The organism is Ruegeria sp. CF4 (assembly GCF_056537345.1).
Window position 1 is genome coordinate 83,391 of record NZ_JBQFRJ010000007.1, and the last position, 21,443, is coordinate 104,833.

Here is a 21,443-nt window from a genome sequence, read left to right on the forward strand (position 1 = left end):
CAAGGGCAGAACGCTTATCTGGGTCTCATGAAACAGATTGCTTTTGCCCTTGCTCTGACACTGGCTGCGCCCGCCGCTTGGGCGGCTGAAAAGCTGCCGCTGTCACAGATATCCAACTATCTGAACCAGATGAAAACGGTTCAGACCACGTTCACGCAGGTGAATGATGACGGTTCACTTAGCACCGGTAAGCTGTGGCTGCAGCGCCCGGGCAAGATGCGCTTCGAATATGATCCGCCCAACAGCGCGGTGGTGCTGGCGCGAGCCGGAACGGTGCAGATATTCGACCCGAAATCGAACCAACCGCCCGAGCAATACCCGCTGAAACGCACGCCCCTGTCCTTGGTGCTGGCGCGGAATGTGAACCTGTCGCAGGCCAATATGGTCGTCGGTCACGACTTTGACGGCACCGCTACGGTCGTGACTGCGCAGGATCCGAAGAACCCGGACAGCGGTCGGATCGAGCTGATGTTTACCTCAGACCCGGTTGAGCTGCGGAAATGGGTGATTCATGACAATGCAGGCAGCCAAACGACTGTCCTGCTGGGGCCATTGACCGAGGGTGGAACCCTCGATCAGAGCGTGTTCTCCAAGAAAACCCGTATCGGGTCAGGCGATCGCTGACCCGACAGGTTCAATAGCGGCAATTGGCCAGTTGCGCCTGATACAGTTGCGCGCGGGCATCAACATCGTTCGCCACATTCAGCAGCCACGACTTGCTGTTATAGCTGCCGCGCGCAAATCCGGTATGACCTTCGTGATAGGCCAGATACTGGTTGCGCGTATCGCTGGGATGGATGCCGTTGCGTTCATAGCTTTTGTTCATATACCAGCCGATGAAATCCGACGCATCGCGTATGCGATCCCGCTTGGCTCGGCGCTTGCCGGTTTCGCGTTGGTATTGCTCCCAAGTGCCATCTAGCGCCTGACCATAGCCGTAAGCGCTGCTTTGACGGCCCATCGGGATCACGCCCAGTACATATTTGTGCGGCGTGCGCGCATCGTGACGATAGCGGCTTTCCTGATAAATCGTGGCCATCTGAACGTGAACGGGAACACCCCATTTGCGTTCGGTGCTTTTGAAGGCCTTGATATAGTCGGGCTTTTCGCGCGCAATGCTGCACGCGTCATTCAGTCTGCTTGGCGGTTGCTTCGACCCGCCGCCACAGGATGCCAAAAGCAGCACCCCGAAGAGTACGAAAAGAATTCTGCTCATGTGCCTCGTGCCTTTTTTCTTTATTCTAGCGCAGATTGAGCCCTGAGGAAATCACATTCGCTACAGAATAATAGCAAGAATTATTGGCAGTGCTGCGACGGACAACACGGTAGAGACCATGACCATGCCTGCAACCGCGTCGGAGTCTGCCTCAAACCGTTCGGCCAGCAGGTATGAGGTCACTGCGACGGGCGTACACATTTGCAAAACCAGCACGCCGAAGGCCACCGGTCCCAGATCGAAACCGACGGCGATGATCCAACCAAGTCCGAAACAGACCGCCAGTTTGAGCAGCGAGAGCCAGATCGCCTGCGCCAGTTTCTGTGTCGTCAGCCGCGCGATGGCGACGCCCACGGTGATCAGCATCATCGGGATTGCCATTTGTCCCAGCAGATCCAGTGTGTTGGTCAGGAATAGCGGCGTTTCCCACCCACGCCACAAGAACAGAGCGCCAAGCAGCGTGGCCCAGACCATGGGCTCGTGCAGGACCTTGCCAAAAGCGCCGCGTCCGGCGACCAGATAGATGCCATAGGTGAAGGAAAACAACGCGGTAACGGCGAGAAAGATCACCGCATAGCCCAGCCCGGCCTGACCAAAGGCAAAGATGCAGAGGGGTAAGCCAAGATTGCCGGTATTGCCGAAGATGAGTGGGGCCAGATAGGTCCGCTGCTCCATTCCCGTGACCCGGACGAAGATCCAAAACACAACTGCCAAAGCCACATGCGAGGCGATAGCCGCGAGCGTAAAGAGTGTCAGTTCGCCCCCTGGGATGTCGGTTTGCATGAGGGCCACGAAGATCAGACTGGGTACTGCCAGTGTCACGGCGAGGCGCGTGACGAATTGCAGCCGATACTCAAAACCCAGCTTTACCCAGGTGAATCCAATGCCCGACAATAAGAACACCGGGGCCACGATTTCGAACACTGTTAGTAGAAGGTTCACAAACTGTTTCCCCGAATTTCAGTTCAATGATTGGCATTTCCGCCGGAAAAGATGTACTAACCTCTTTGGGGGCTGAAACAATGCTAAAGACACACGCCAAGTACCGCCTGGGACAGGTGGTCCGACACCGTAGACACCCTTTTCGAGGGGTGATTTTTGATGTCGATCCGGAGTTTTCCAACTCTGAGGAATGGTATCAGGCCATCCCGGAAGACAGCCGTCCGTTGAAGGATCAGCCGTTCTACCATCTGCTGGCTGAGAACGACCAATCCTTCTATGTGGCTTATGTTTCAGAACAAAATTTGGTTGAGGACCAATCCGGGGAGCCCGTGGACCACCCCGATATCCCTAATATGTTCGGACCGTTTCAGGACGGATCATATCCACTGCATTTCCAGTTGAACTGATTTTCGTAACAAAGCTGCCTGGCCTAGTAGCCAAGCGCGCATCCGTCTTTGCGCGGGTCGCTGGCCCCCTCCAGAACTCCGGTCTCTGAGATTCGAATGGCTTGCGCCCCACCAAGCGGGGTTTCCGGAGTTTCGATAATGTGGCCAAGATCGGCCAATTGTTGCCTTACTTCGTCTGAATAACCGCGTTCAAGTTTCAGGACGCCGCCGTCCGCAAAGGCGCGTGGCATGTCTATGGCGGCCTGAAGTTCCAGATCATAATCCAGCAGGTTCGACACCAATCTCGCGTGACCGGTCGGTTGATAGGCGCCGCCCATCACACCGAAAGGCATGAGGATCTGATCGTTCTTCCGCAACATGCCCGGGATAATCGTGTGCATGGGGCGTTTTCCGCCGCCCAGTTCATTGGGGTGACCGGGGGTGAGCGTAAAGCCCGCGCCGCGGTTTTGCAGCAGAATACCGAACTTCTCAGACGCGATGCCCGAGCCGAAGCCATGGTAAATCGAGTAGATTAGCGAAACCGCCATGCGGTCGCGGTCGACCACGGTGATATAGACAGTGTCCTTGTGCACATTTTCCGTCAGCGGTGCAGCGGCGGGCATTGCGCTGTCCAACTTGATCAGCGCTGCAAGTTTTGCTGCCGTTTCCGGGGCCAGAAAATGTTCCATCCGGGCCGTATGATCGGGATCGGCGATAAATCGGTTGCGCGCATCATAAGCCAGTTTGCTCGCCTCGGCTTCGATATGAATACGCGCGGCGCTACCAGGATCGAGGGCCGATAGATCGAAATGCTTCAGAATGTTCAGCAACAAGATCGCTGTCGCGCCCTGTCCATTCGGCGGATGCTCAAAGAGTTCGAGATCACCATATGTGCCGCTGACCGGTGTCGCGTCTTCGCTTTGAACCGCTTCGAAATCCTGAGCGGTGTGAACACCACCGAGGTTGGTCAGGGCGGTCAACATGTCATCTGCGACCTCGCCAGAATAGAAGGCCTCACGCCCGTGCGCGGCAACGCGGCGCAGCACTTCCGCCTGGCCCGACGCACGAAATATTTGCCCAATCTTCAACGGTTTACCGTCTGCCAGATAGTGCTGACGCGCCACACCCTGCAAAGTTGTAGCCGCGTTCTTCCAGTCAAACGCCACGCGTGGGGCCACCGGTACGCCGATTTCGGCGTAGTGAATTGCAGGTTGCAGGATCGCATCAAGTCCCAGGCGCCCCTCGGTCTGGGCCAGCCGACAAAAAGCATCGACCGCGCAGGGCAGTGTCACCGCATCCGGGCTATCCAGCGGGACCGTATCCAGGCCCTGATCACGCAGGCCTTGTGCGTCCGCCTGGGCGGGCGCACGGCCTGATCCGTTCATTGCCCGAACAGTGTTTTCACCGGCTCTGTTGTACAAGACAAAGCAATCGCCCCCTAAACCCGTCATCTGGGGTTCGCAAATCCCCAGCAGTACCGCTCCGGCCATGGCGGCATCCATGGCGTTTCCGCCCCTCTGCAGAACGTCCAAGGCGGTTTTGGCTGCCAGCGGATGGGATGTTGCGCACATTCCTTCGGTCGCCAGAACTTCCGAGCGGCCAGCCTTGTGAAAATCGTGCATGGTTCTTTCCTTCTGCAAACGTGCAGAGACTAGAGCACTTCATGCCCGATCTGAATCAAAAATGCGTTGACCCACATTTCGACGGAACGCGCTGCGAAATACCGGCACCATCATAGGAACATTGCACGACACTTGGTCGAAAACTGTCCATTGCTGTTGGAGGGAGGAGGTCCTCGGCGCCGTTCACTGGGTGGGGGCTGTGACGCTAGGCGCCGAGGGAAGCTATCTGAGCTACCCTTTGTGTATGTCCTTTGTTTGCGGCGCAACAATGGTTCGATCACGGCGTTATTGTGACCATTTGGCGCTTATTATGGCGCATCGGCGAAATCGAAACGCAAGAGCAGCACGTTGCTGCCATCTGTCCGCTCATAGTGAATTTCGCTGGCAAGTTGGTGAATCAGGAACCAACCAAACCCCCCTTCGGGCAGGTCTTGCAGCGAAGTTTTGACTGAGGCCGGTGTTGCCTCAGGCGGCTGCAGATCGGGCAAGGGTTTGCCGGTATCTCGAATTCGGATAACCAGCTGCTTTTTACAAAGACGGCAATCAACCTGAATATCGGCAGGGGCAATTCCGGCATAGGCATGCTCGACTACGTTGTTGATCGCCTCGGCCAACGCGATTTTGACGTCATCCGCTTTGTTGGCAGGAAGCCCATATGCGGCCAGCTGTTTGCTGAGCATAGCGATACCCCTGCTAGCCTGTATCTCGGTTGCCGGAAAACTCAGGTCCAGACAGTCCTGTTCGCGCTCAGAGGCCACGCTGTCCCCTCCTACCGGTCAGTCGGCGCCAGTGGCGATTGCGTCTTCCAATGATGCAAATAGGCGAAAGACGGTGTCCATGCGGGTCAGTCGGAATACTTTTTCGACAATCGGATGCAGGCCCGCCAGATCCAGCCGCCGCCCATGGCCAAGCTGTTTCATCGAGGCCACGATTGCCCCCAGACCACTGGAATCGATGAATTCGACCGAGGACAGATCCAACACAACCCGCGATGCGCCTGTCTGGGTCTGCGCACGCATGTCTTCCTTGAACTGAATTGCCATTGCTGCGTCAATCCGGTCGCAATGAACTGATATTACCTGTGTATTGCCGGTCGTGCTGCTGCTCAGCCCCATGGTCAACCGCCCTTCGCATTGCAATTAGATCGTAGAAATACGCTAGACGGGAATTCTTACCATTCGGTATCCAAGGGCGGGAAAGCATGAGGAGGCGTCAAATGAGGGAAGTAGTGATCGCAGGGGCCGCGCGTACGCCGATGGGCGGGTTTCAGGGCATGTTCGATGGCGTCCCGGCTGCGGATTTGGGCGGCGCCGCAATCAAGGCTGCTTTGCAAGGGGCAGGCGCCGATACGGTGGACGAGGTCCTGATGGGTTGCGTTCTGCCTGCGGGTCAGGGTCAAGCGCCCGCACGCCAGGCAGGATTTGCAGCCGGTTTGGGCGAAGAGGTGCCTGCCACGACTTTGAACAAGATGTGCGGCTCAGGGATGAAGGCCGCAATGATGGCGTTCGATCAGATCGCGCTGGGCCATGCCGATACGATGGTTGCGGGCGGGATGGAGAGCATGACGAACGCCCCCTACCTGCTGCCGAAAATGCGCAGCGGCGCACGCATCGGGCATGGGCAGGTCGTTGATCACATGTTCCTCGACGGGCTTGAGGACGCCTATGACAAAGGTCGCCTGATGGGCACTTTCGCCGAAGATTGTGCTGAATCCTATCAGTTCACCCGCGAGGCACAGGATGAATACGCGCTGCAATCGCTGTCGAATGCCCTGACAGCGCAGGACACCAACGCCTTCGATGGTGAGATCACTTCGGTCACGATCCAGACCCGCAAGGGCGCAGTTACGCTGGATGCGGATGAACAGCCGAAATCGGCGCGGCCCGAGAAGATTCCCACGCTCAAACCTGCATTTCGTAAGGACGGTACGGTGACGGCCGCCAATTCCTCGTCAATTTCTGACGGGGCGGCCGCGCTGGTGCTGGCGTCTGCCGATGTGGCAGAGGCGCAGGGCCTGACGGTCCGCGCGCGCATTCTCGGCCATGCCAGCCACGCGCAGGCTCCGGGTCTGTTCACCACCGCTCCGGTTCCTGCTACGCAAAAGTTGCTGGAACGGATCGGCTGGGCCAAGGACGATGTGGATCTGTGGGAGGTTAACGAAGCCTTTGCTGTCGTCCCCATGGCTTTCATGCACGAAATGGGCCTGCCCCGAGACAAGGTGAATGTGAACGGGGGCGCTTGTGCGCTGGGTCACCCCATCGGTGCTTCAGGTGCCCGGATCATGGTCACGCTGCTGAATGCGCTGGAAAAGCGGAACCTGAAACGCGGGGTTGCGGCCATCTGCATTGGCGGCGGCGAGGGTACGGCTATCGCGATAGAACGTGTTTGACCCTTTGTCCGTTTGGAAATACCTCACGAGGGGGCATTGCCCCCTCAAACTTAAACCCGCAAAGCAAGACCTATGACCGCAGACTACGACACGCTCGCCAAAACCATCGCCGCACTGACCGAAGGTGAGACCGATCAGGTCGCGCTGATGGCGACAGTGGCTTGCGAGGTGCATCATTCCGATGACCGCTTTGACTGGACCGGATTCTACCGTGTAACTGAGCCGGAGTTGCTGAAAATCGGACCCTATCAGGGAGGCCACGGCTGCCTTGTGATTCCGTTTGCACGCGGAGTTTGCGGTGCAGCCGCGCGGACCGGAGAGGTACAGCTGGTGCCGGATGTCGATGCTTTTCCCGGGCATATCGCCTGTGCTTCAACAACCCGGTCAGAGTTGGTTTTGCCGGTGCGCGATGTCACGGGGCATGTGATCGCGGTGTTTGACATCGACAGCGACCAGCCGGATGCGTTCCGAGATGAAGACGCCGCGGCGCTGTCTTCCATTCTGGATTCGGTTTTTGCGCGTTAATGCGATTGCAGCATCCCGATCAAGTCGTATGAGAGGAGCAGGTAGCCCAACGCCACCTGAACCCCGACAATCGCGTAAAGCCAGATCGAGAATCGCCGTTTGCGGGTTTTGTGACTGAATATCCAGCGCCCCAATAAAGCGCCGGGGCTGCCTCCGAGCGTGGCAAGCCATAACAGGCGCTTTTCCGGGACGCGCTTTTTTCGCCGTCGCGCATTCAGCTTATCCCAGCCAAAAGCCAGCAAAGTCAGAGCGTTGATCGCCCATAGATAGAGCACTGCTATCCACATGAACCGTGCATAGCCAATCGCGCCTGTGACCCCAAGTGAAAAAATGCTTGGAAATTTCACCGATTCGGCGCATCGTGAAAATACGAGAGAAAATTTCACCAACAGCGAGAGCGTCCTTTGAACAGTCAGGCCTCACATAGCGCCACACTTGGCGCTGATCTGCGTGCCCTCCGCAAGGCGCGCGGCTGGACCCTGACTGACATAGCGACGCGTCTGGACCGTTCTGTCGGATGGCTCAGTCAGGTCGAGCGGGACTTGTCCGAGCCGACAATCTCGGACCTGAGGCAGATTGCGGATTGTCTCAACGTCCCCATGTCGATGCTGTTTGGCCAATCTGCTGCCCCTGCTGACGAACAGGGCCTCATCGTTCGCGCGGGGTCCCGTCGGAAGATGGGATCCGGTGAGGAAGGTCTGATCGAGGAACTGCTCTCACCCGATCTGACCGATGACTTTGAAGTCGTCCATTCAACGTTCCAACCCGGATCCCGTCTGAAAACACCTACCCTGCGTCCGACGCAAGAGGTGGGCTATATCCTGTCCGGAAAACTGGACCTGACGATTGGTGATCGTTCGTTCACGGTCGGTCCCGGGGACAGCTTCCGCATCCGCAATGAACGCCATCTTTGGTCCAACCCCTATGACGAGCCAGCCGTAGCCGTCTGGGTTATCGCCCCGCCGGTGTACTGATGAGTTTCGAGGCATGGACCATATTCGCGCTGTTCTGGGTGGTGTTCGTGACCACACCAGGACCGAATGCGGTGAACTGCATCTCGAACGGGATGAGCCTGCCCTTTCCGAAAGCCATACTGGGCGTTCTGGCGATTCTGACCCAAGCGAGCGTGTTTCTGATCCTGTCGGCACTGGGCATCACTGCCCTGATTGCCGCGTCGCCGACCGGCTTCTTCGTCGCCAAACTGATCGGTGCCGGGTTTCTGATCTGGATGGGGATACGCGGGTGGATGAATGCCTCCAAGCCGGCCCCGGCCTCGGAACGACCCGCCCGGCATGTCTATCTGCACGCTCTGGCCGTGGCCACGATCAATCCCAAAAGCGTGGCCGGATACCTCGCCGCCTTTTCGCAATTCGTGCAGCCCGAGGTGCCGATCTGGCAGCAAATGTCGATCATCATGCCAACCGCTCTGGTTATCACGACGCTAAGCTACATCGGTTTTACCTTGTTGGGCGCGCTGATGGGGAAGGCGGCTCTGGGGGCTGTGTTCAATATCTGGGTCCGCCGCGTGATGGCGACCTGTTTCATCATCTACGGCGTGTTGCTGGGGACCAGCACAACGCCCGCAGCTAGGGGGTAACGGTATGCACAAAGGATCCTGCCTCTGCGGCAAGGTTGCGTTCACGATTGACGGCAACCTCACCCCGCCCAACGCGTGTCATTGCGGACAATGCCGCAAGCAGTCGGGGCATCTGTGGGCCTCGACCGTGACGCATCAGGATAATCTTAGCTTTACCAGCAGCGAGACATTGGGCTGGTATCGCGCTTCTGACATCGCCAAGCGCGGCTTTTGCAGCGCGTGCGGCTCGTTCCTCTTCTGGCAGCACAACGATGAGGACACGATCGCCATCTCCGTGGGCTCGTTGGACGAACCCACCGGGTTGAAGCTCGCCCAGCACATCTTCGTCGCCGACAAGGGCGATTACTACGACATTCAGGACGATCTGCCCCAGCGGGCACACTAACAGGGAACCAAGCGCATGAGTGATTTTCCAACCAAGGCCCGTGTGGTCATCATCGGCGGCGGCGTTGTCGGCTGTTCATCCCTTTATCATCTGGCCAAGAAGGGCTGGACCGATTGCGTTCTGTTGGAAAAGAACGAGCTGACTGCGGGGTCTACATGGCATGCAGCGGGTAACGTGCCCACCTTCTCGACTTCATGGGCGATCATGAACATGCAGCGCTATTCGACCGAGCTATATTCGCGTCTGGCGGATGAGGTCGATTATCCGATGAACTACCACGTCTCGGGTTCGATCCGCCTGGCGCATAGCAAAGAGCGGATGCAGGAATTCGAGCGCGCCATGTCCATGGGCCGCTACCAGGGTATCCCGATGGAGATGTGGACACCCGAAGAAGCCAAGGAGCGGTACCCCTTCCTTGAAACCCATGATCTTGAAGGCGTTCTGTACGATCCGACCGATGGCGACATTGATCCGGCACAGTTGACGCAGGCTCTGGCTAAGGGTGCGCGCGACATGGGGCAAAAGATCATCCGCTTCTGCCCGGCGACAGACGTGACCCAGCACGACGATGGCACGTGGACCGTTCACACCGAGAAGGGCGATATCGCCTGTGACTATGTGGTCAATGCCGCCGGTTATTATGCGCAGCGCGTCGGTGAATGGTTCAAGCCCTATGGCGGGCGCACTGTGCCCGCGATGGTGATGAGCCACCAGTACCTGCTGACCGACGAGGTACCTGAGATCGAAGCGTGGTCCAAGGAAAATGGTGGCAAGCTGCCTCTGCTGCGTGATGTGGATATCTCCTACTACCTGCGGCAGGAGAAGAACGGTTTCAACCTCGGCCCCTATGAGCCCAACTGCAAGGGCCACTGGATGACCGAGGACGACCCGATGCCCGAGGATTTCAGCTTCCAGCTGTGGAATGACGATCTGGACCGGATCGAAGACATCGTTACCGACGCGATGGAACGGGTACCTCTGATGGCAACTTCAGGCGTTGGCCGCGTGATCAACGGCCCGATCCCATACGCACCGGATGGTCTGCCGCTGATCGGGCCGATGCCCGGTGTGAAGAATGCGTTCGAAGCGCACACCTTCACTTTCGGCATCGCGCAAGGCGGTGGCGCGGGCAAGGTGCTGGCCGAATGGATCGTCGATGGCGCAACCGAGTGGGATATGTGGGCCGTCGATCCGCGTCGCTATACCGACTACACTGATCAGGACTACTGCAACCAGAAAGGCATGGAGGTTTATGGCAACGAATATGCCATGCACTTCCCGCATCACGAATGGCCTGCGGCACGCGACAAGAAACTCTCGCCCGTTCATGAGAAGGTCAAGGAACTGGGCGGCGTGATGGGTGCCTATAACGGTTGGGAACGGGCCAACTGGTTCGCGAAACCGGGCGATGATACGTCGCTGGACGCGACGCATACATGGGGTCGCTCCGGACCATGGGAACAGCGGATCAAAGAGGAATGCGAGGCCGTACGTGACCATTGCGGCGTGCTGGACTTGCCGGGATTCTCGCGTTTCATGGTTAAAGGTGAAGGTGCGGCCGAGGCGCTGCGTGGCCTTGTCACCGGTGGTCTGCCCAAGGTTGGGCGCATCAATCTGGTTTATATCTCCGACGAACGCGGTCGCATCCTGACCGAGATGTCCTGCCTGCGACTGGACGAAGACGCGTTCGTCATGATCACCGCCGCCACCGCCCAATGGCATGACCGTGATATTCTGATGGCAGCGATGCCCGCTGGTGTCAGCGTCGAGGACGTCACCACGACCCGTGACACGCTGATCGTCACCGGCCCCAATGCGCGCGAGGTTCTGTCGGGTCTGACCGATGCCGATCTCTCGTTGGGGTGGCTGACCCATCAGGCGGCAACCGTCGCCGGGCGACCCGCCCATCTGATCCGCGTCTCCTTCGCCGGAGAGCTGGGTTGGGAAGTGCACGCCCTGAACGAAGACATGCCTGCGATCTATGACGCGATCATCGATGCTGGTGCCAAGCCGTTCGGCATGTATGCCCTGAACTCCCTGCGTATCGAAAAGGGATACCGGGCTTGGAAGGGCGATCTTTCGACCGACTATTCGTTGCTGGAAGGCGGATTGGAGCGCTTCGTCAAACTGGATAAACCGCAGGACTTCCCCGGCAAGGCCGCGATCCAGAATGAAAAGCAGCAGGGCGTGAAGAAGTCCTTCGTGACCCTGACCGTTGACGCGGGTGACTGCGACGCGCCCTACATGTCCTGCATCTGGCACAATGGCGAGATCGTGGGCGAAACGACCTCGGGCGCGTGGGGTTATCGCGTTGGCAAGTCTATCGCGCTGGGCATGATCAAGACCGACCTGGCGAACCCGGGTACAGCGTTGGAGGTCGAAATCTACGGCCAGAAATACCCCGCTGTTGTGCAAGAGGATCAACCCCTCTGGGATCCGGCCAACGAACGGCTGCGGGCCTGACCTGTGGGTGTCCCCAGCGTCATGCAAGGTGTCTATCTGACCCGCCACGGCGGGCCAGAGGCGCTGGAATGGCGCGAGGATATCCCCGTGCCAACGCCCGGACCCGGGCAGGTGCTGGTCCGGGTTGCGGCTGCTGGGGTAAACAACACGGATATCAACACACGCATTGGCTGGTATTCCTCGGACGTGACCGGCGCAACCGACGCGGTCGATCAGAATGTCGAGGCCGGGGGCTGGGGCGGAGCTTTGCAGTTCCCCCGCATTCAGGGCGGTGATCTTTGCGGCATTGTCGAACTGGCGGATCCAGAGACCGGGTTTCAATCCGGCCAACGCGTCACCTGCCCCATCAATCTGCCACGCCCCAGCCCCGGCAATCCAACCGGGTTCATCGCGCTCGGCTCCGAAGTTGACGGAGCCTTTGCGCAATATTGTTTGGTCGAGGCGGCCGATCTTTATGACGTCACGCCCTCGCCGCTGACTGACGTCGAAATTGCGGCCATCCCGTGTGCCTTTGGCACGGCGGAAAACCTGCTGACCCGCGCGGGTGTGGCAGCGGGCCATAAGGTTTTGATCACAGGCGCGTCAGGCGGTGTTGGTCTTGCCGCTGTGCAACTGGCCGCGATCAGAGGCGCGAGTGTCTATGGCTTGACCAGTCTCATGAAAGCAGATGTTGTCAAAGAGCAAGGAGCCGTGGGCACGTTCGACCGGCAAGCACCCCTGCCCAAAGACACCTTCGATGTGGTGATCGATGTCGTGGGCGGCCCTGCATGGCCCGGTCTGATCCTGGCGCTGAAACCCGGTGGCCACTATGCTGTGTCGGGTGCCATCGCCGGACCCATCGTTGAGGCCGATCTCCGCGACATCTACCTGCGCGACATAACGATCCACGGCTGCACCCATCAGGCGTTCGAGGTCTTTGGTCGTCTGGTTGATTTGATGAATGCGGGCCGGATCAAGCCGCTGATCTCAAAGACATACGCGCTGAAAGACATCGCCCGGGCGCAAGAGGATTTTCAGTCGAAAACACTGCCGGGAAAACTGGTGCTTATCCCATGAGGACAACGGAATATGGCTGACATCACACTTCTGGATGGCTCAATCGGGCAGGAACTGGTCAAGCGCAGTGGCGACAGACCCACGCCGCTTTGGTCGACGCGGGTGATGATCGACAAGCCCGAGATTCTGGCTGAAGTGCACGACGCGTATTTTCGCGCCGGTGCCACGGTCGCGACCACCAATACATATGCCATTCATCGCTCGCGCCTTGTGCGCGAAGGGATCGAGGATCAACTGCAGGCCCTGATCGATGCCGCCCTATCCGAAGCCGAACAGGCGCGCGCCAGAAACGGTGGGCGTATCGCCGGTTCTCTGGGCCCGCTCTTGGCCACCTATCGCCCCGATCTGAACCCGGACCCCGAAGATGCGGCAGAGAAGTTCGGAGAACTGGCTGCGATGATGGCCGACCGCGTCGATCTGTTTCTGATCGAGACCGTATCGTCGGTTCAGGAAGCCGAAGGCGCATTGCGAGGCGTCGAAGGTCACGGAAAACCCATCTGGATCGCCTTCTCAGTCAAGGATGACGATGGCACGCGCTTGCGTTCGGGTGAGGCGCTTGAGGACGTCGCGCCCCTGCTTACCCGGTTCCGACCCGAAGCGGTGTTGATCAACTGCTCGCGCCCCGAAGCCATCCCCGCCGCGCTGGACATACTCGCCCCGATGGGACTGCCGTTTGGCGCTTACGCCAACGGGTTCACCGGTATAACGGACGGTTTTCTCGAAGAGGCCCCCACAGTAGACGCGCTGGAGCAGCGCACCGATCTGGGGCCTGCGGCCTATGCAAAACACGCAATGGGCTGGGTCGGTCAAGGCGCCACGATCATAGGCGGTTGCTGTGAAGTTGGCCCCGATCACATCGCCGCCCTCGCGCAACAGCTTAACGACGCCGGTCACCGGATCGTCTGACACGTAACTTTGAAAGACAGGAAAAGGCACCCAAATGGTTGATCTTCCCAACAAGGCCCGCGTGGTCATTATCGGCGGCGGCGTCATTGGATGTTCGGTCGCGCATCACCTGACCAAGAAAGGTTGGAAAGACGTCGTTCTGCTTGAACGCAAACAGCTGACCAGCGGTACCACCTGGCACGCAGCTGGCCTGATCGCGCAGCTGCGAGCAACAGCGAACATGACCAAATTGGCCAAGTACAGCCAGGAACTCTACGGATCGCTGGAAGAGGAAACCGGTGTCGCCACTGGGTTCAAACGCTGCGGCTCGATTACCGTCGCCCTGACCGAAGAACGCAAGGAAGAAATCTATCGCCAGGCCGCCATGGCCCGCGCCTTCGGGGTCGAGGTTGAGGAGATTTCGAACGAACGCGTCAAAGAGATGTATCCGCATCTGAATGTCGAGGACGTCAAAGGCGCCGTCTACCTGCCGTTGGACGGGCAGGGTGACCCGGCCAACATCGCGCTGGCATTGGCAAAGGGCGCGCGCCAGCGCGGCGGCATCGTCAAGGAACGCGTGAAGGTTACTGATATCGTCAAGCAAGGCCGCTCGGTTACGGGTGTGGACTGGGTCGCTGATGACGGCAGCGCGTCGGGGCATATCGAATGCGACATGGTGGTGAACTGTGCGGGTATGTGGGGCCACGAGGTTGGCCGCATGGCGGGCGTGAATGTCCCGCTTCATGCCTGCGAACATTTCTACATCGTCACCGAGGGCATTGACGGGCTGACCCAATTGCCGGTCCTGCGTGTGCCGGACGAGTGCGCCTATTACAAGGAAGATGCGGGGAAAATTCTGCTGGGCGCATTTGAACCAAATGCCAAACCCTGGGCGATGAATGGCATCCCCGACAGCTTCGAATTCGATCAGCTGCCCGAGGATTTTGATCATTTCGAACCCATCCTCGAAGCAGCTGTCAACCGGATGCCAATGTTAGCAGAGGCCGGGATTCATACCTTCTTCAACGGCCCTGAATCCTTCACGCCGGACGACGCCTATCATCTGGGGCTTGCGCCCGAGATGGATAATTACTGGGTCGCGGCGGGGTTCAACTCAATCGGCATTCAGTCCGCGGGCGGCGCAGGTATGGCGCTGGCCGAATGGATGGATAGCGGCGAGAAACCGTTTGATCTGGGCGATGTTGACATCAGCCGTATGCAGCCGTTCCAGGGCAATAAGCAGTACCTCTTTGAGCGCTCGAAAGAAACGCTGGGTCTGCTTTATGCCGACCACTACCCCTATCGCCAGAAGGCCACCGCGCGTGGTGTGCGACGTACCCCGTTCCATCATCACCTCAAAGAACAATGTGCGGTTTTTGGTGAATTGGCGGGATGGGAACGTGCCAATTGGTTCGCGAATGAAGGGCAGGAGCGCGAATACCAATACAGCTGGAAACGCCAGAACTGGTTCGAGAACTCCGCCGCCGAGCACAAGGCCGTGCGCGAGAATGTGGGCATGTATGACATGTCCTCCTTCGGCAAGATCCGCGTCGAAGGCCCCGATGCCGAGAAGTTCATGAACTATATCGGTGGTGGGGATTATTCGGTTCCAGCTGGCAAGATCGTCTACACTCAGTTCCTGAACCGCAATGGTGGGATCGAGGCCGACGTAACAGTCACCCGCCTGACCGAAACAGCGTATCTGGTTGTCACACCGGCCGCCACCCGATTGGCTGATCAAATCTGGATGCAGCGTCATGCCGGTGGTTTCAACGTGGTGATCACGGATGTGACCGCGGGCGAGGGTGTTCTGGCCGTCATGGGTCCGAATGCGCGCGCTTTGCTTCAGAAAGTCTCGCCAAACGATTTCTCAAACGCGACGAACCCGTTTGGCACTGCCCAGGAGATTGAGATCGGCATGGGCCTCGCTCGTGCGCACCGGGTGACCTATGTGGGTGAGCTCGGGTGGGAGATCTATGTTTCTTCGGACATGGCGGGTCATGTGTTTGAAACCTTGCATGATGCGGGGCAGGACATGGGTCTGAAGCTTTGTGGCATGCACATGATGGACAGCTGTCGGATCGAGAAAGGTTTCCGCCATTTCGGTCACGACATCACCTGCGAGGATCATGTTGTTGATGCAGGGCTGGGTTTCGCGGTCAAGGTGGACAAGGGCAGCGATTTCATTGGTCGCGAAGCCGTAATCGCACGCAAGGAAAACGGGCCAAAGAACCGGTTGGTGCAGTTCCGTCTGACCGATCCGGCGCCTTTGTTGTTTCACAATGAACCCATCGTCAGAGATGGTGAATATGTCGGTTATCTGAGCTCGGGGAATTACGGTCATACGCTGGGTGGCGCAATTGGCATGGGCTATGTCCCATGCGATGGTGAAAGCGCGGCAGATGTTCTTGCATCGACATACGAAATCGATGTCTGCGGTGTAAAAGTTCAAGCTGAGGTTTTGTTGAAGCCGATGTATGACCCCAAGTCAGAACGGGTGAAAGTCTGATACAGGGCAGGGGGGCTCTGCCCCAGCCGCGGCAAGCCGCGACTCCCCCGAGATATTTGGGGCCAGATGAAGTTGGGAACGCCTGCTTCATCTGGCTAAAAATATCTCGGGGCGCGAGGCGGAGCCTTGCAAAAATCCTTGAAACTCGAAATTCCGGGAGTTGTCGAACCATCAGAAACCGTGATGGCGCGCCCAACAGAATAGAGTGTTTTCTGAAACGCTGGCTTGTCCTAGACAAGGTTGTTGCCTCTCGGAGAACCAAATGACTTCGCGTGACATATCTGGTCGGAATGCGGACACACCCAAGGGTTTGATCCTTGCTGTAACCGCGTATGTCTTGTGGGGATTTCTTCCTCTGTACATGAAGGCCATGGCGCATGTCGGGCCCGTGGAAATTGTGGCGCATCGGATCATCTGGTCGGTGCCGGTGGCAGGCTTGTTGCTCGTTGTCTTGGGCCGGACAGCCGACCTGAAGGCTGCGCTGCGCAATCCACAGATGTTGGGCATGGCGGCACTGACCGCAGCGTTGATTTCTGTGAACTGGGCAATTTACGTGTGGGCGATTTCCTCGGGGAACGCTTTGGATGCGGCCTTGGGGTATTACATCAACCCGCTGTTCAGCATCGCGTTGGGGGCCGTTCTGCTGCGTGAGCCGCTGAACAAGACGCAGATGCTGGCCGTTGGTCTGGCCGCGTTGGGCGTACTGGTGCTGGTGGTTCAGGCCGGAACTCTTCCTTGGGCCGCGTTGGGGCTGATGGTGAGCTGGGGATTTTATGCTTTTTTCAAGCGTTCGCTCCCAATCGGGCCCAATCAGGGATTTCTGCTGGAGGTCTTGATCCTGCTGATTCCGGCCTTGGCCTATGTGACCTGGCTGGGGGCAACGGGTACGGGGCATTTCGGCACAGCGGTGTCCGACACGATGATGCTGGCGGGGGCGGGCATTGTGACCGCAGTACCCTTGCTGGTCTACGCCAACGGGGCCAAGCTGGTGCGTCTGTCCACGATGGGCGTCTTGCAATACATTGCGCCCACGATGATCTTTATCACTGCCGTCACCCTGTTTGGAGAACAGATCGACAGCGCCCGGATGATCGCCTTCCCGCTGATCTGGGCCGGGCTGGTTGTGTATTCGATTCCGATGATCCGACAGATACGATCTCAGGCCTGAGTGATCAGACGCGCCGCCTCTGCGGCCCATAATGCATAGGCCTTCGGGCTGGGATGATAACCGTCCGGGGCGGCGAGCGCCGGGTCGTCTGGCAGGTCCAACGTCAGATGCCGCACTTGGGGGAACCGAGAGGCCACCTGCTGCAACCCTTGGTCCAAGCGTTTGGCCTGCTGCCCCAAAACCCATGCCAGAGGTTGGGGCAGAGCGGGAAAGCGGTTCATCTGAGGTACTGCCGTCATGATCACTGTCCGCGCGCGCAGCCCATTTGTGAGAAGGCTCATTAGATCCGATTGCCGCGATTCGAATTGCCCAAGCGAGACAGCGCGCGAGACATCGTTCACGCCAAGGGCGGTGACCACCACATCAAACTGCTGGTCGAGTTTGCTGAGACGATGAATGGTGTCTTGTGTGGTATACCCAGTCGTCGCCTCCAGCTGCCATTCGACCGAGTAGTGCCGCGCCAGACGGCTGGCCAACTGACCCGAGAGCGCCTGACGCTGTGTGCCTGCGCCCACTCCGGCGGCCGAGCTGTCACCGGTAATGAGCAGACGCAGGCGAGGGCCTCGTCCTTCGCGCCCTTCCCGTGGTCCACTGGGTTCGGGCAGCAACTGCGCGTTGCGTCGAACCGAAAGCCCCTGCAGAGCCAGAACAGGCAGCAGAGGTACGCGCAGAAACTGATCGGCGGCCAATCGCATGGTCAGCTCAGGGCGTTCTTGAATTCCAGGAATCGAACATCCTTCATTACGCGTGCCATCATCGCCTCACGTAGGGCGCCGACGGTTTTGTATGGGCGCATGGCGACTTCGAACTCCTGAATCAGGCCGTCATCGTTTAGGGTGATCAGATCGACGCCAACAGCGTCAAGTTCACCCACTTTGCATTGGAACTCCAGCGCCCAGTCCTTACCATCGCCCATAATCCGGCGATAGCGAAAGTCCGAGATCACCTGACCCACGTGACCCAATACGGCGGCAACAGGCGCGCGACCGGTCCAGGTGCTGTAGTAGGTTGGCGGTGAGAACCGCACATCTTCGGCCAGCAATTCATGGATCAGGTTCTCATCGCCTTTCGCGACAACCTCTTGCATGCGTTTGATCGTGGGGTGCATGGGGTCTCCTCTCGGTTGGTGCGAGAGTGACTGAACCATGCCGCACCACGCAAGGGCGACGTTGCGGGAGGTCGCGTGCTGGGATAGGCAGGCGCGCATGAGCGAGACCTATGATCCCCCGCAGACGCCTCTGGACGTGCTGTATGAAGATGCGCAGTTGATTGTCGTGAACAAGCCCTCGGGCCTGCTGTCAGTGCCGGGCCGTGGGGCGCATTTGGCCGATTGTCTACTGACGCGTGTGCAGGCGGCGTTTCCGCAGGCCTTGCTGGTGCATCGGCTGGATCGGGATACATCGGGTGTGATGGTTTTTGCCCAGACGCCGAACGCGCAACGGCACCTGGGGTTGCAATTCGAAAACCGCCAGACTCGTAAAACCTACGTCGCGCGGGTCTGGGGGCGGGTAGAGCCCAAGACTGGCACCGTTGATCTGCCACTGATCGTTGATTGGCCCAATCGCCCACGTCAGATGGTATGTCACGAGACCGGAAAACCCGCGGTCACCGACTGGCGCGTAATCAAGTATGAAGGCGGGACAACACGCGTGCGACTGTTTCCGAAAACCGGGCGCTCGCATCAGCTGCGCGTACATATGTTGGCGCTGGGTCATCCGATATTGGGTGATCCTTTCTATGCCGAAGGTCCGGCGCGGGACTTCCCGCGCCTGATGCTGCATTCGGAGGAGCTGCGCCTGAAAAACCCCGAAGGCGGGGTGGCGATGAAGTTCCGCGCCAAGGCGGACTTCTAGGCCGTACGGGTCCAGAACACCTTGAGATTACCCAGGGAAAATCGCCGTGCGCGTTGCCTGGGCGCGCAGCGCTGGCGGGTGGCCATGATCTCGCGTTCGATTTCGAACCCGCGCAGAGTATGGTCTTGTGTCCAGCGGTCCAGTTTCAGGGTCATCAGGACGTGATGGTCTCGGCTTGGCATGATGGGTCTCCTTTCCTTTGACCTCACCGTTGCCGATCACTCCTGACACCACCTTGTCAGGGGGCTGTGCTAGGATGTCAGCAGATCGAACCGGAGACACCGATGCGCCGTTCCACACGACTGTTTGAAATTATCCAGATTCTACGCGCTGCCAATGCCCCCGTTACTGCGGAGGCGCTGGCGGAAAAGCTCGAAGTCTCAGTACGGACGGTTTATCGCGATATCGCCGCGCTTCAGGCTCAGCGCACGCCGATTGAGGGTGAGGCAGGCGTCGGCTATCTGATGCGGCGTGGCTATGACCTGCCGCCATTGAACTTCGACGCCGAAGAGGTCGAGGCGCTTTGGGTCGGCCTGTCGATGCTCGCCCGTACCGGGGACAGCACCTTGCAGCAGGCTGCAGACAGGGTGTGCCGCAAAATCGAAGCCTTGCGCGCACCTGCCGACTGGTTGCAGGTTGCACCTTGGGGGGCGCCCGCTGACGACCCGGCGAAAGGTTGCGTTCCGGTCGTGAATTACCGTGAGGCGATCCGGGCCGAGCGCAAGATTCGCATCACCTATGTCAATTCCGACGGCGAGCGGACCGAACGCACGGTGCGACCCGTTGCGCTGATCTATCACATCGAATGCACTATGCTGGCCGCCTGGTGCGAGCTGCGAAACGGGTTCCGCCATTTTCGAACGGATCGCATCTGGGCCTGCGATCTGACCGAGGATCATTTTTGCGGACAAGGCCAGCCTTTGCGCGCAATCTGGCAGGAACAGAACCATTGGGATGATCCTGTGCAAACCCACTGAACGGCGGGGAACTGCCGAATTCACCCGATTGTTGCTTGAGCCCGGAGCCAACCGGAGCGATACAGTAGGGCAAAGAACGTGGCCCCCGGCAGAAAAACGGGAGCCAGAGCAGAAGGTTGAATCCATGACGATTTCCAAGTTTTTTGTTGCAGCCGGGCTGAGTTCGGTTTTGGTACTAGGAGCCTGCACGGACCCCGGCACGCTGAACCTGCCCGCCGATCCCAACCAGAACGCCAAGCAAGGTGCGATCATTGGTGGTCTGATCGGGGCCGGGGTAGGCGCGATTGCGAACGATTCCGATCCGCTGCTCGGCGCATTGGCTGGCGGCGCCATCGGGGCTGCTGGTGGCGGTGTCATCGGCAATCAGCTGGACCGGCAGGCGGCAGAACTGCGTCAGCAGCTGGCCAATGACGGGATAACCATCACCAATGCCGGGGATCGTTTGATCGTCACCGTGCCGAATGACATCACCTTTGCCACTGACAGCTCGACCGTGAACCCGGCGCTGCGGGCGGATCTGGTGCGGGTCGGGCAGAACCTCGTGCGCTATCCCAACTCAAACGTGCAGGTCATCGGGCATACCGACAGCGACGGAGAGGCATCGTACAATCAGGGCCTGTCTGAACGGCGTGCGCGTTCGGTTGCGGATATCCTGCAAGCCAATGGCGTGAATGGTTCACGCATCACCACGATTGGTCTGGGCGAAAGCCGGCCCGCAGCGTCAAACCTGACGCCAGAAGGCAAGGCCCGGAACCGCCGGGTTGATATCGAGATCATCCCCAGCGGAAACACGTAATATTCAGGGGCACCTACGGGTGCCCCTATTTCCTGCACAGTGACTGCGCGTCACCGGGGCTTTGGTCTGGTGCGATCTCGGGCTAACAATTGGGGATACAACGTAACGGAGTTCCCCCATGCCCGACCCGATCCTTGTTGGCCTCTCTGGTTCGCTGCGGCAAGACGCGACCAATCGCAAGCTGCTGCGCGCGGCCGCGCGCCTGTTCGAGCCCGGCACATTTATCGAAGCGGATCTGAACTTGCCTCTCTATGATGGTGACGTTGAGGCGGAACAAGGTATCCCCGAAGCGGTGCAGATACTGGCGGATCAGATTACACAGGCTGATGCCGTGATCATCTCGACCCCTGAGTACAACAAGGGGCCGTCGGGCGTGTTGAAGAACGCGCTGGACTGGGTCAGCCGGACAAGTGGCAAGCCGTGGATGGACAAACCCGTGGCTGTGATGTCTGCCGCTGCGGGCCGTGCCGGAGGGGAGCGTGCGCAGATGATCCTGCGGTCATTCATGGTGCCATTCCAACCTCGGATTCTTCAGGGTCCTGAGTTTCATCTGGCGGACAGTTCCAACGAATTCGATGACGAAGGACGGTTGATCAGCGACCGATATGAACACTCCCTTCAAACACTGATGAAAAAACTGCGGGTCGAGGCCGGGTTCTGATCCGCGGGGATGG

The 21,443-nt window shown here is 58.9% G+C and carries 25 protein-coding genes; 16 read left to right on the forward strand and 9 right to left on the reverse strand.

Annotation, left to right across the window (positions count from 1 at the left end; translation table 11 throughout):
• Window positions 1-27 precede the first annotated feature (27 nt).
• Window positions 28-624 (forward strand): LolA family protein, encoded by a 597-nt coding sequence (locus tag ACR0NF_RS15220; protein ID WP_480471737.1) that lies wholly within the window; start codon window positions 28-30, stop codon window positions 622-624.
• Window positions 625-634: 10 nt separating this feature from the next.
• Here ACR0NF_RS15220 and ACR0NF_RS15225 read toward each other — a convergent pair whose 3' ends face one another.
• Window positions 635-1,216: a transglycosylase SLT domain-containing protein gene (locus ACR0NF_RS15225; protein WP_480471738.1), complete on the reverse strand. Its 582-nt coding sequence runs from the start codon at window positions 1,214-1,216 to the stop codon at window positions 635-637.
• Between the two features lie 60 nt (window positions 1,217-1,276).
• Window positions 1,277-2,158, reverse strand: coding sequence for an AEC family transporter (locus ACR0NF_RS15230; protein ID WP_480778523.1), 882 nt, complete (start codon window positions 2,156-2,158; stop codon window positions 1,277-1,279).
• Window positions 2,159-2,238: 80 nt separating this feature from the next.
• Between ACR0NF_RS15230 and hspQ the strand changes: the two genes are divergently transcribed.
• A complete protein-coding gene (gene hspQ / locus ACR0NF_RS15235) occupies window positions 2,239-2,565 on the forward strand; it encodes a heat shock protein HspQ (protein WP_480471740.1) in 327 nt (108 codons plus the stop codon).
• A gap of 23 nt (window positions 2,566-2,588) precedes the next feature.
• Here hspQ and ACR0NF_RS15240 read toward each other — a convergent pair whose 3' ends face one another.
• From ACR0NF_RS15240 to ACR0NF_RS15250, 3 genes are all read right to left on the reverse strand, one after another.
• Window positions 2,589-4,166 carry a gamma-glutamyltransferase family protein gene (locus ACR0NF_RS15240; protein ID WP_480778524.1) on the reverse strand — a complete coding sequence of 526 codons (1,578 nt, stop codon included), beginning with the start codon at window positions 4,164-4,166 and terminating at the stop codon, window positions 2,589-2,591.
• Window positions 4,167-4,474: 308 nt separating this feature from the next.
• Window positions 4,475-4,924, reverse strand: a complete 450-nt coding sequence (locus tag ACR0NF_RS15245; RefSeq protein ID WP_480667855.1) for an ATP-binding protein — start codon at window positions 4,922-4,924, stop codon at window positions 4,475-4,477.
• Window positions 4,925-4,942: 18 nt separating this feature from the next.
• A complete protein-coding gene (locus ACR0NF_RS15250) occupies window positions 4,943-5,281 on the reverse strand; it encodes an STAS domain-containing protein (protein WP_480471743.1) in 339 nt (112 codons plus the stop codon).
• 101 nt (window positions 5,282-5,382) lie between these two features.
• Between ACR0NF_RS15250 and ACR0NF_RS15255 the strand changes: the two genes are divergently transcribed.
• Together ACR0NF_RS15255 and ACR0NF_RS15260 are read left to right on the forward strand one after the other, a co-directional pair.
• Entirely contained in the window at window positions 5,383-6,555 is a 1,173-nt protein-coding gene (locus tag ACR0NF_RS15255; protein ID WP_480471744.1) for a thiolase family protein, read from the forward strand.
• A 72-nt stretch (window positions 6,556-6,627) separates the two neighbouring features.
• Window positions 6,628-7,080 carry a GAF domain-containing protein gene (locus ACR0NF_RS15260; RefSeq protein WP_480471745.1) on the forward strand — a complete coding sequence of 151 codons (453 nt, stop codon included), beginning with the start codon at window positions 6,628-6,630 and terminating at the stop codon, window positions 7,078-7,080.
• Here ACR0NF_RS15260 and ACR0NF_RS15265 read toward each other — a convergent pair.
• Window positions 7,077-7,367, reverse strand: coding sequence for a DUF1294 domain-containing protein (locus ACR0NF_RS15265; protein ID WP_480778525.1), 291 nt, complete (start codon window positions 7,365-7,367; stop codon window positions 7,077-7,079). The two genes, ACR0NF_RS15260 and ACR0NF_RS15265, sit on opposite strands and share 4 nt — an antisense overlap.
• Window positions 7,368-7,484: 117 nt before the next feature.
• Between ACR0NF_RS15265 and ACR0NF_RS15270 the strand changes: the two genes are divergently transcribed.
• The 8 genes from ACR0NF_RS15270 to rarD all read left to right on the forward strand — a co-directional run bounded on the left by ACR0NF_RS15270 (window position 7,485) and on the right by rarD (window position 17,143).
• On the forward strand, window positions 7,485-8,054 hold the full coding sequence (locus ACR0NF_RS15270; protein WP_480471747.1) for a helix-turn-helix domain-containing protein: 570 nt from the start codon (window positions 7,485-7,487) through the stop codon (window positions 8,052-8,054).
• Window positions 8,054-8,677, forward strand: coding sequence for a LysE family translocator (locus ACR0NF_RS15275; protein WP_480778526.1), 624 nt, complete (start codon window positions 8,054-8,056; stop codon window positions 8,675-8,677). Before ACR0NF_RS15270 ends, ACR0NF_RS15275 begins: the two co-directional genes overlap by 1 nt.
• A gap of 4 nt (window positions 8,678-8,681) precedes the next feature.
• Window positions 8,682-9,062 (forward strand): GFA family protein, encoded by a 381-nt coding sequence (locus ACR0NF_RS15280; RefSeq protein WP_480778527.1) that lies wholly within the window; start codon window positions 8,682-8,684, stop codon window positions 9,060-9,062.
• A 15-nt stretch (window positions 9,063-9,077) separates the two neighbouring features.
• Window positions 9,078-11,525 carry a GcvT family protein gene (locus tag ACR0NF_RS15285; protein WP_480659772.1) on the forward strand — a complete coding sequence of 816 codons (2,448 nt, stop codon included), beginning with the start codon at window positions 9,078-9,080 and terminating at the stop codon, window positions 11,523-11,525.
• Between the two features lie 21 nt (window positions 11,526-11,546).
• Window positions 11,547-12,581 (forward strand): alcohol dehydrogenase family protein, encoded by a 1,035-nt coding sequence (locus ACR0NF_RS15290; protein WP_480471751.1) that lies wholly within the window; start codon window positions 11,547-11,549, stop codon window positions 12,579-12,581.
• Window positions 12,582-12,593: 12 nt separating this feature from the next.
• Window positions 12,594-13,487: a homocysteine S-methyltransferase family protein gene (locus ACR0NF_RS15295; RefSeq protein WP_480471752.1), complete on the forward strand. Its 894-nt coding sequence runs from the start codon at window positions 12,594-12,596 to the stop codon at window positions 13,485-13,487.
• Between the two features lie 34 nt (window positions 13,488-13,521).
• Entirely contained in the window at window positions 13,522-15,975 is a 2,454-nt protein-coding gene (locus tag ACR0NF_RS15300; protein ID WP_480778528.1) for a GcvT family protein, read from the forward strand.
• A 262-nt stretch (window positions 15,976-16,237) separates the two neighbouring features.
• Window positions 16,238-17,143, forward strand: a complete 906-nt coding sequence (gene rarD / locus ACR0NF_RS15305) for an EamA family transporter RarD (protein WP_480778529.1) — start codon at window positions 16,238-16,240, stop codon at window positions 17,141-17,143.
• Here rarD and ACR0NF_RS15310 read toward each other — a convergent pair.
• Both ACR0NF_RS15310 and ACR0NF_RS15315 read right to left on the reverse strand, forming a co-directional pair.
• Window positions 17,134-17,838: an SGNH/GDSL hydrolase family protein gene (locus ACR0NF_RS15310; protein WP_480778530.1), complete on the reverse strand. Its 705-nt coding sequence runs from the start codon at window positions 17,836-17,838 to the stop codon at window positions 17,134-17,136. The two genes, rarD and ACR0NF_RS15310, sit on opposite strands and share 10 nt — an antisense overlap.
• Window positions 17,839-17,840: 2 nt before the next feature.
• A complete protein-coding gene (locus tag ACR0NF_RS15315) occupies window positions 17,841-18,251 on the reverse strand; it encodes a nuclear transport factor 2 family protein (protein WP_480778531.1) in 411 nt (136 codons plus the stop codon).
• Window positions 18,252-18,348: 97 nt separating this feature from the next.
• Between ACR0NF_RS15315 and ACR0NF_RS15320 the strand changes: the two genes are divergently transcribed.
• Window positions 18,349-18,996, forward strand: a complete 648-nt coding sequence (locus ACR0NF_RS15320; RefSeq protein ID WP_480667861.1) for an RluA family pseudouridine synthase — start codon at window positions 18,349-18,351, stop codon at window positions 18,994-18,996.
• Here ACR0NF_RS15320 and ACR0NF_RS15325 read toward each other — a convergent pair.
• Complete coding sequence (locus ACR0NF_RS15325; RefSeq protein ID WP_480667862.1) at window positions 18,993-19,178, reverse strand: hypothetical protein; 186 nt, start codon at window positions 19,176-19,178, stop codon at window positions 18,993-18,995. The two genes, ACR0NF_RS15320 and ACR0NF_RS15325, sit on opposite strands and share 4 nt — an antisense overlap.
• A 102-nt stretch (window positions 19,179-19,280) precedes the next feature.
• Here ACR0NF_RS15325 and ACR0NF_RS15330 point away from each other — a divergent pair, with 102 nt between their 5' ends.
• The 3 genes from ACR0NF_RS15330 to ACR0NF_RS15340 all read left to right on the forward strand — a co-directional run bounded on the left by ACR0NF_RS15330 (window position 19,281) and on the right by ACR0NF_RS15340 (window position 21,430).
• Window positions 19,281-19,973, forward strand: a complete 693-nt coding sequence (locus ACR0NF_RS15330) for a helix-turn-helix transcriptional regulator (RefSeq protein ID WP_480667863.1) — start codon at window positions 19,281-19,283, stop codon at window positions 19,971-19,973.
• A gap of 124 nt (window positions 19,974-20,097) precedes the next feature.
• Entirely contained in the window at window positions 20,098-20,769 is a 672-nt protein-coding gene (locus ACR0NF_RS15335; protein ID WP_480471760.1) for a YiaD family glycine zipper/OmpA-like lipoprotein, read from the forward strand.
• A 118-nt stretch (window positions 20,770-20,887) separates the two neighbouring features.
• Complete coding sequence (locus tag ACR0NF_RS15340) at window positions 20,888-21,430, forward strand: NADPH-dependent FMN reductase (protein ID WP_480778532.1); 543 nt, start codon at window positions 20,888-20,890, stop codon at window positions 21,428-21,430.
• Window positions 21,431-21,443 lie beyond the last annotated feature (13 nt).

Coding starts and splice junctions, on each gene's coding strand:
- ACR0NF_RS15295 (WP_480471752.1), top strand. CDS start 12,594: ATGGCTGACATCACACTTCTGGATGGCTCAATCGGGCAGGAACTGGTC.
- ACR0NF_RS15240 (WP_480778524.1), bottom strand. CDS start 4,166: ATGCACGATTTTCACAAGGCTGGCCGCTCGGAAGTTCTGGCGACCGAA.
- ACR0NF_RS15280 (WP_480778527.1), top strand. CDS start 8,682: ATGCACAAAGGATCCTGCCTCTGCGGCAAGGTTGCGTTCACGATTGAC.
- ACR0NF_RS15260 (WP_480471745.1), top strand. CDS start 6,628: ATGACCGCAGACTACGACACGCTCGCCAAAACCATCGCCGCACTGACC.
- ACR0NF_RS15330 (WP_480667863.1), top strand. CDS start 19,281: ATGCGCCGTTCCACACGACTGTTTGAAATTATCCAGATTCTACGCGCT.
- ACR0NF_RS15310 (WP_480778530.1), bottom strand. CDS start 17,838: ATGCGATTGGCCGCCGATCAGTTTCTGCGCGTACCTCTGCTGCCTGTT.
- ACR0NF_RS15300 (WP_480778528.1), top strand. CDS start 13,522: ATGGTTGATCTTCCCAACAAGGCCCGCGTGGTCATTATCGGCGGCGGC.
- ACR0NF_RS15285 (WP_480659772.1), top strand. CDS start 9,078: ATGAGTGATTTTCCAACCAAGGCCCGTGTGGTCATCATCGGCGGCGGC.
- rarD (WP_480778529.1), top strand. CDS start 16,238: ATGACTTCGCGTGACATATCTGGTCGGAATGCGGACACACCCAAGGGT.
- ACR0NF_RS15315 (WP_480778531.1), bottom strand. CDS start 18,251: ATGCACCCCACGATCAAACGCATGCAAGAGGTTGTCGCGAAAGGCGAT.
- ACR0NF_RS15265 (WP_480778525.1), bottom strand. CDS start 7,367: ATGTGGATAGCAGTGCTCTATCTATGGGCGATCAACGCTCTGACTTTG.
- ACR0NF_RS15320 (WP_480667861.1), top strand. CDS start 18,349: ATGAGCGAGACCTATGATCCCCCGCAGACGCCTCTGGACGTGCTGTAT.
- ACR0NF_RS15225 (WP_480471738.1), bottom strand. CDS start 1,216: ATGAGCAGAATTCTTTTCGTACTCTTCGGGGTGCTGCTTTTGGCATCC.
- ACR0NF_RS15250 (WP_480471743.1), bottom strand. CDS start 5,281: ATGGGGCTGAGCAGCAGCACGACCGGCAATACACAGGTAATATCAGTT.
- ACR0NF_RS15325 (WP_480667862.1), bottom strand. CDS start 19,178: ATGCCAAGCCGAGACCATCACGTCCTGATGACCCTGAAACTGGACCGC.
- ACR0NF_RS15290 (WP_480471751.1), top strand. CDS start 11,547: ATGCAAGGTGTCTATCTGACCCGCCACGGCGGGCCAGAGGCGCTGGAA.
- ACR0NF_RS15255 (WP_480471744.1), top strand. CDS start 5,383: ATGAGGGAAGTAGTGATCGCAGGGGCCGCGCGTACGCCGATGGGCGGG.
- ACR0NF_RS15220 (WP_480471737.1), top strand. CDS start 28: ATGAAACAGATTGCTTTTGCCCTTGCTCTGACACTGGCTGCGCCCGCC.
- hspQ (WP_480471740.1), top strand. CDS start 2,239: ATGCTAAAGACACACGCCAAGTACCGCCTGGGACAGGTGGTCCGACAC.
- ACR0NF_RS15340 (WP_480778532.1), top strand. CDS start 20,888: ATGCCCGACCCGATCCTTGTTGGCCTCTCTGGTTCGCTGCGGCAAGAC.
- ACR0NF_RS15335 (WP_480471760.1), top strand. CDS start 20,098: ATGACGATTTCCAAGTTTTTTGTTGCAGCCGGGCTGAGTTCGGTTTTG.
- ACR0NF_RS15275 (WP_480778526.1), top strand. CDS start 8,054: ATGAGTTTCGAGGCATGGACCATATTCGCGCTGTTCTGGGTGGTGTTC.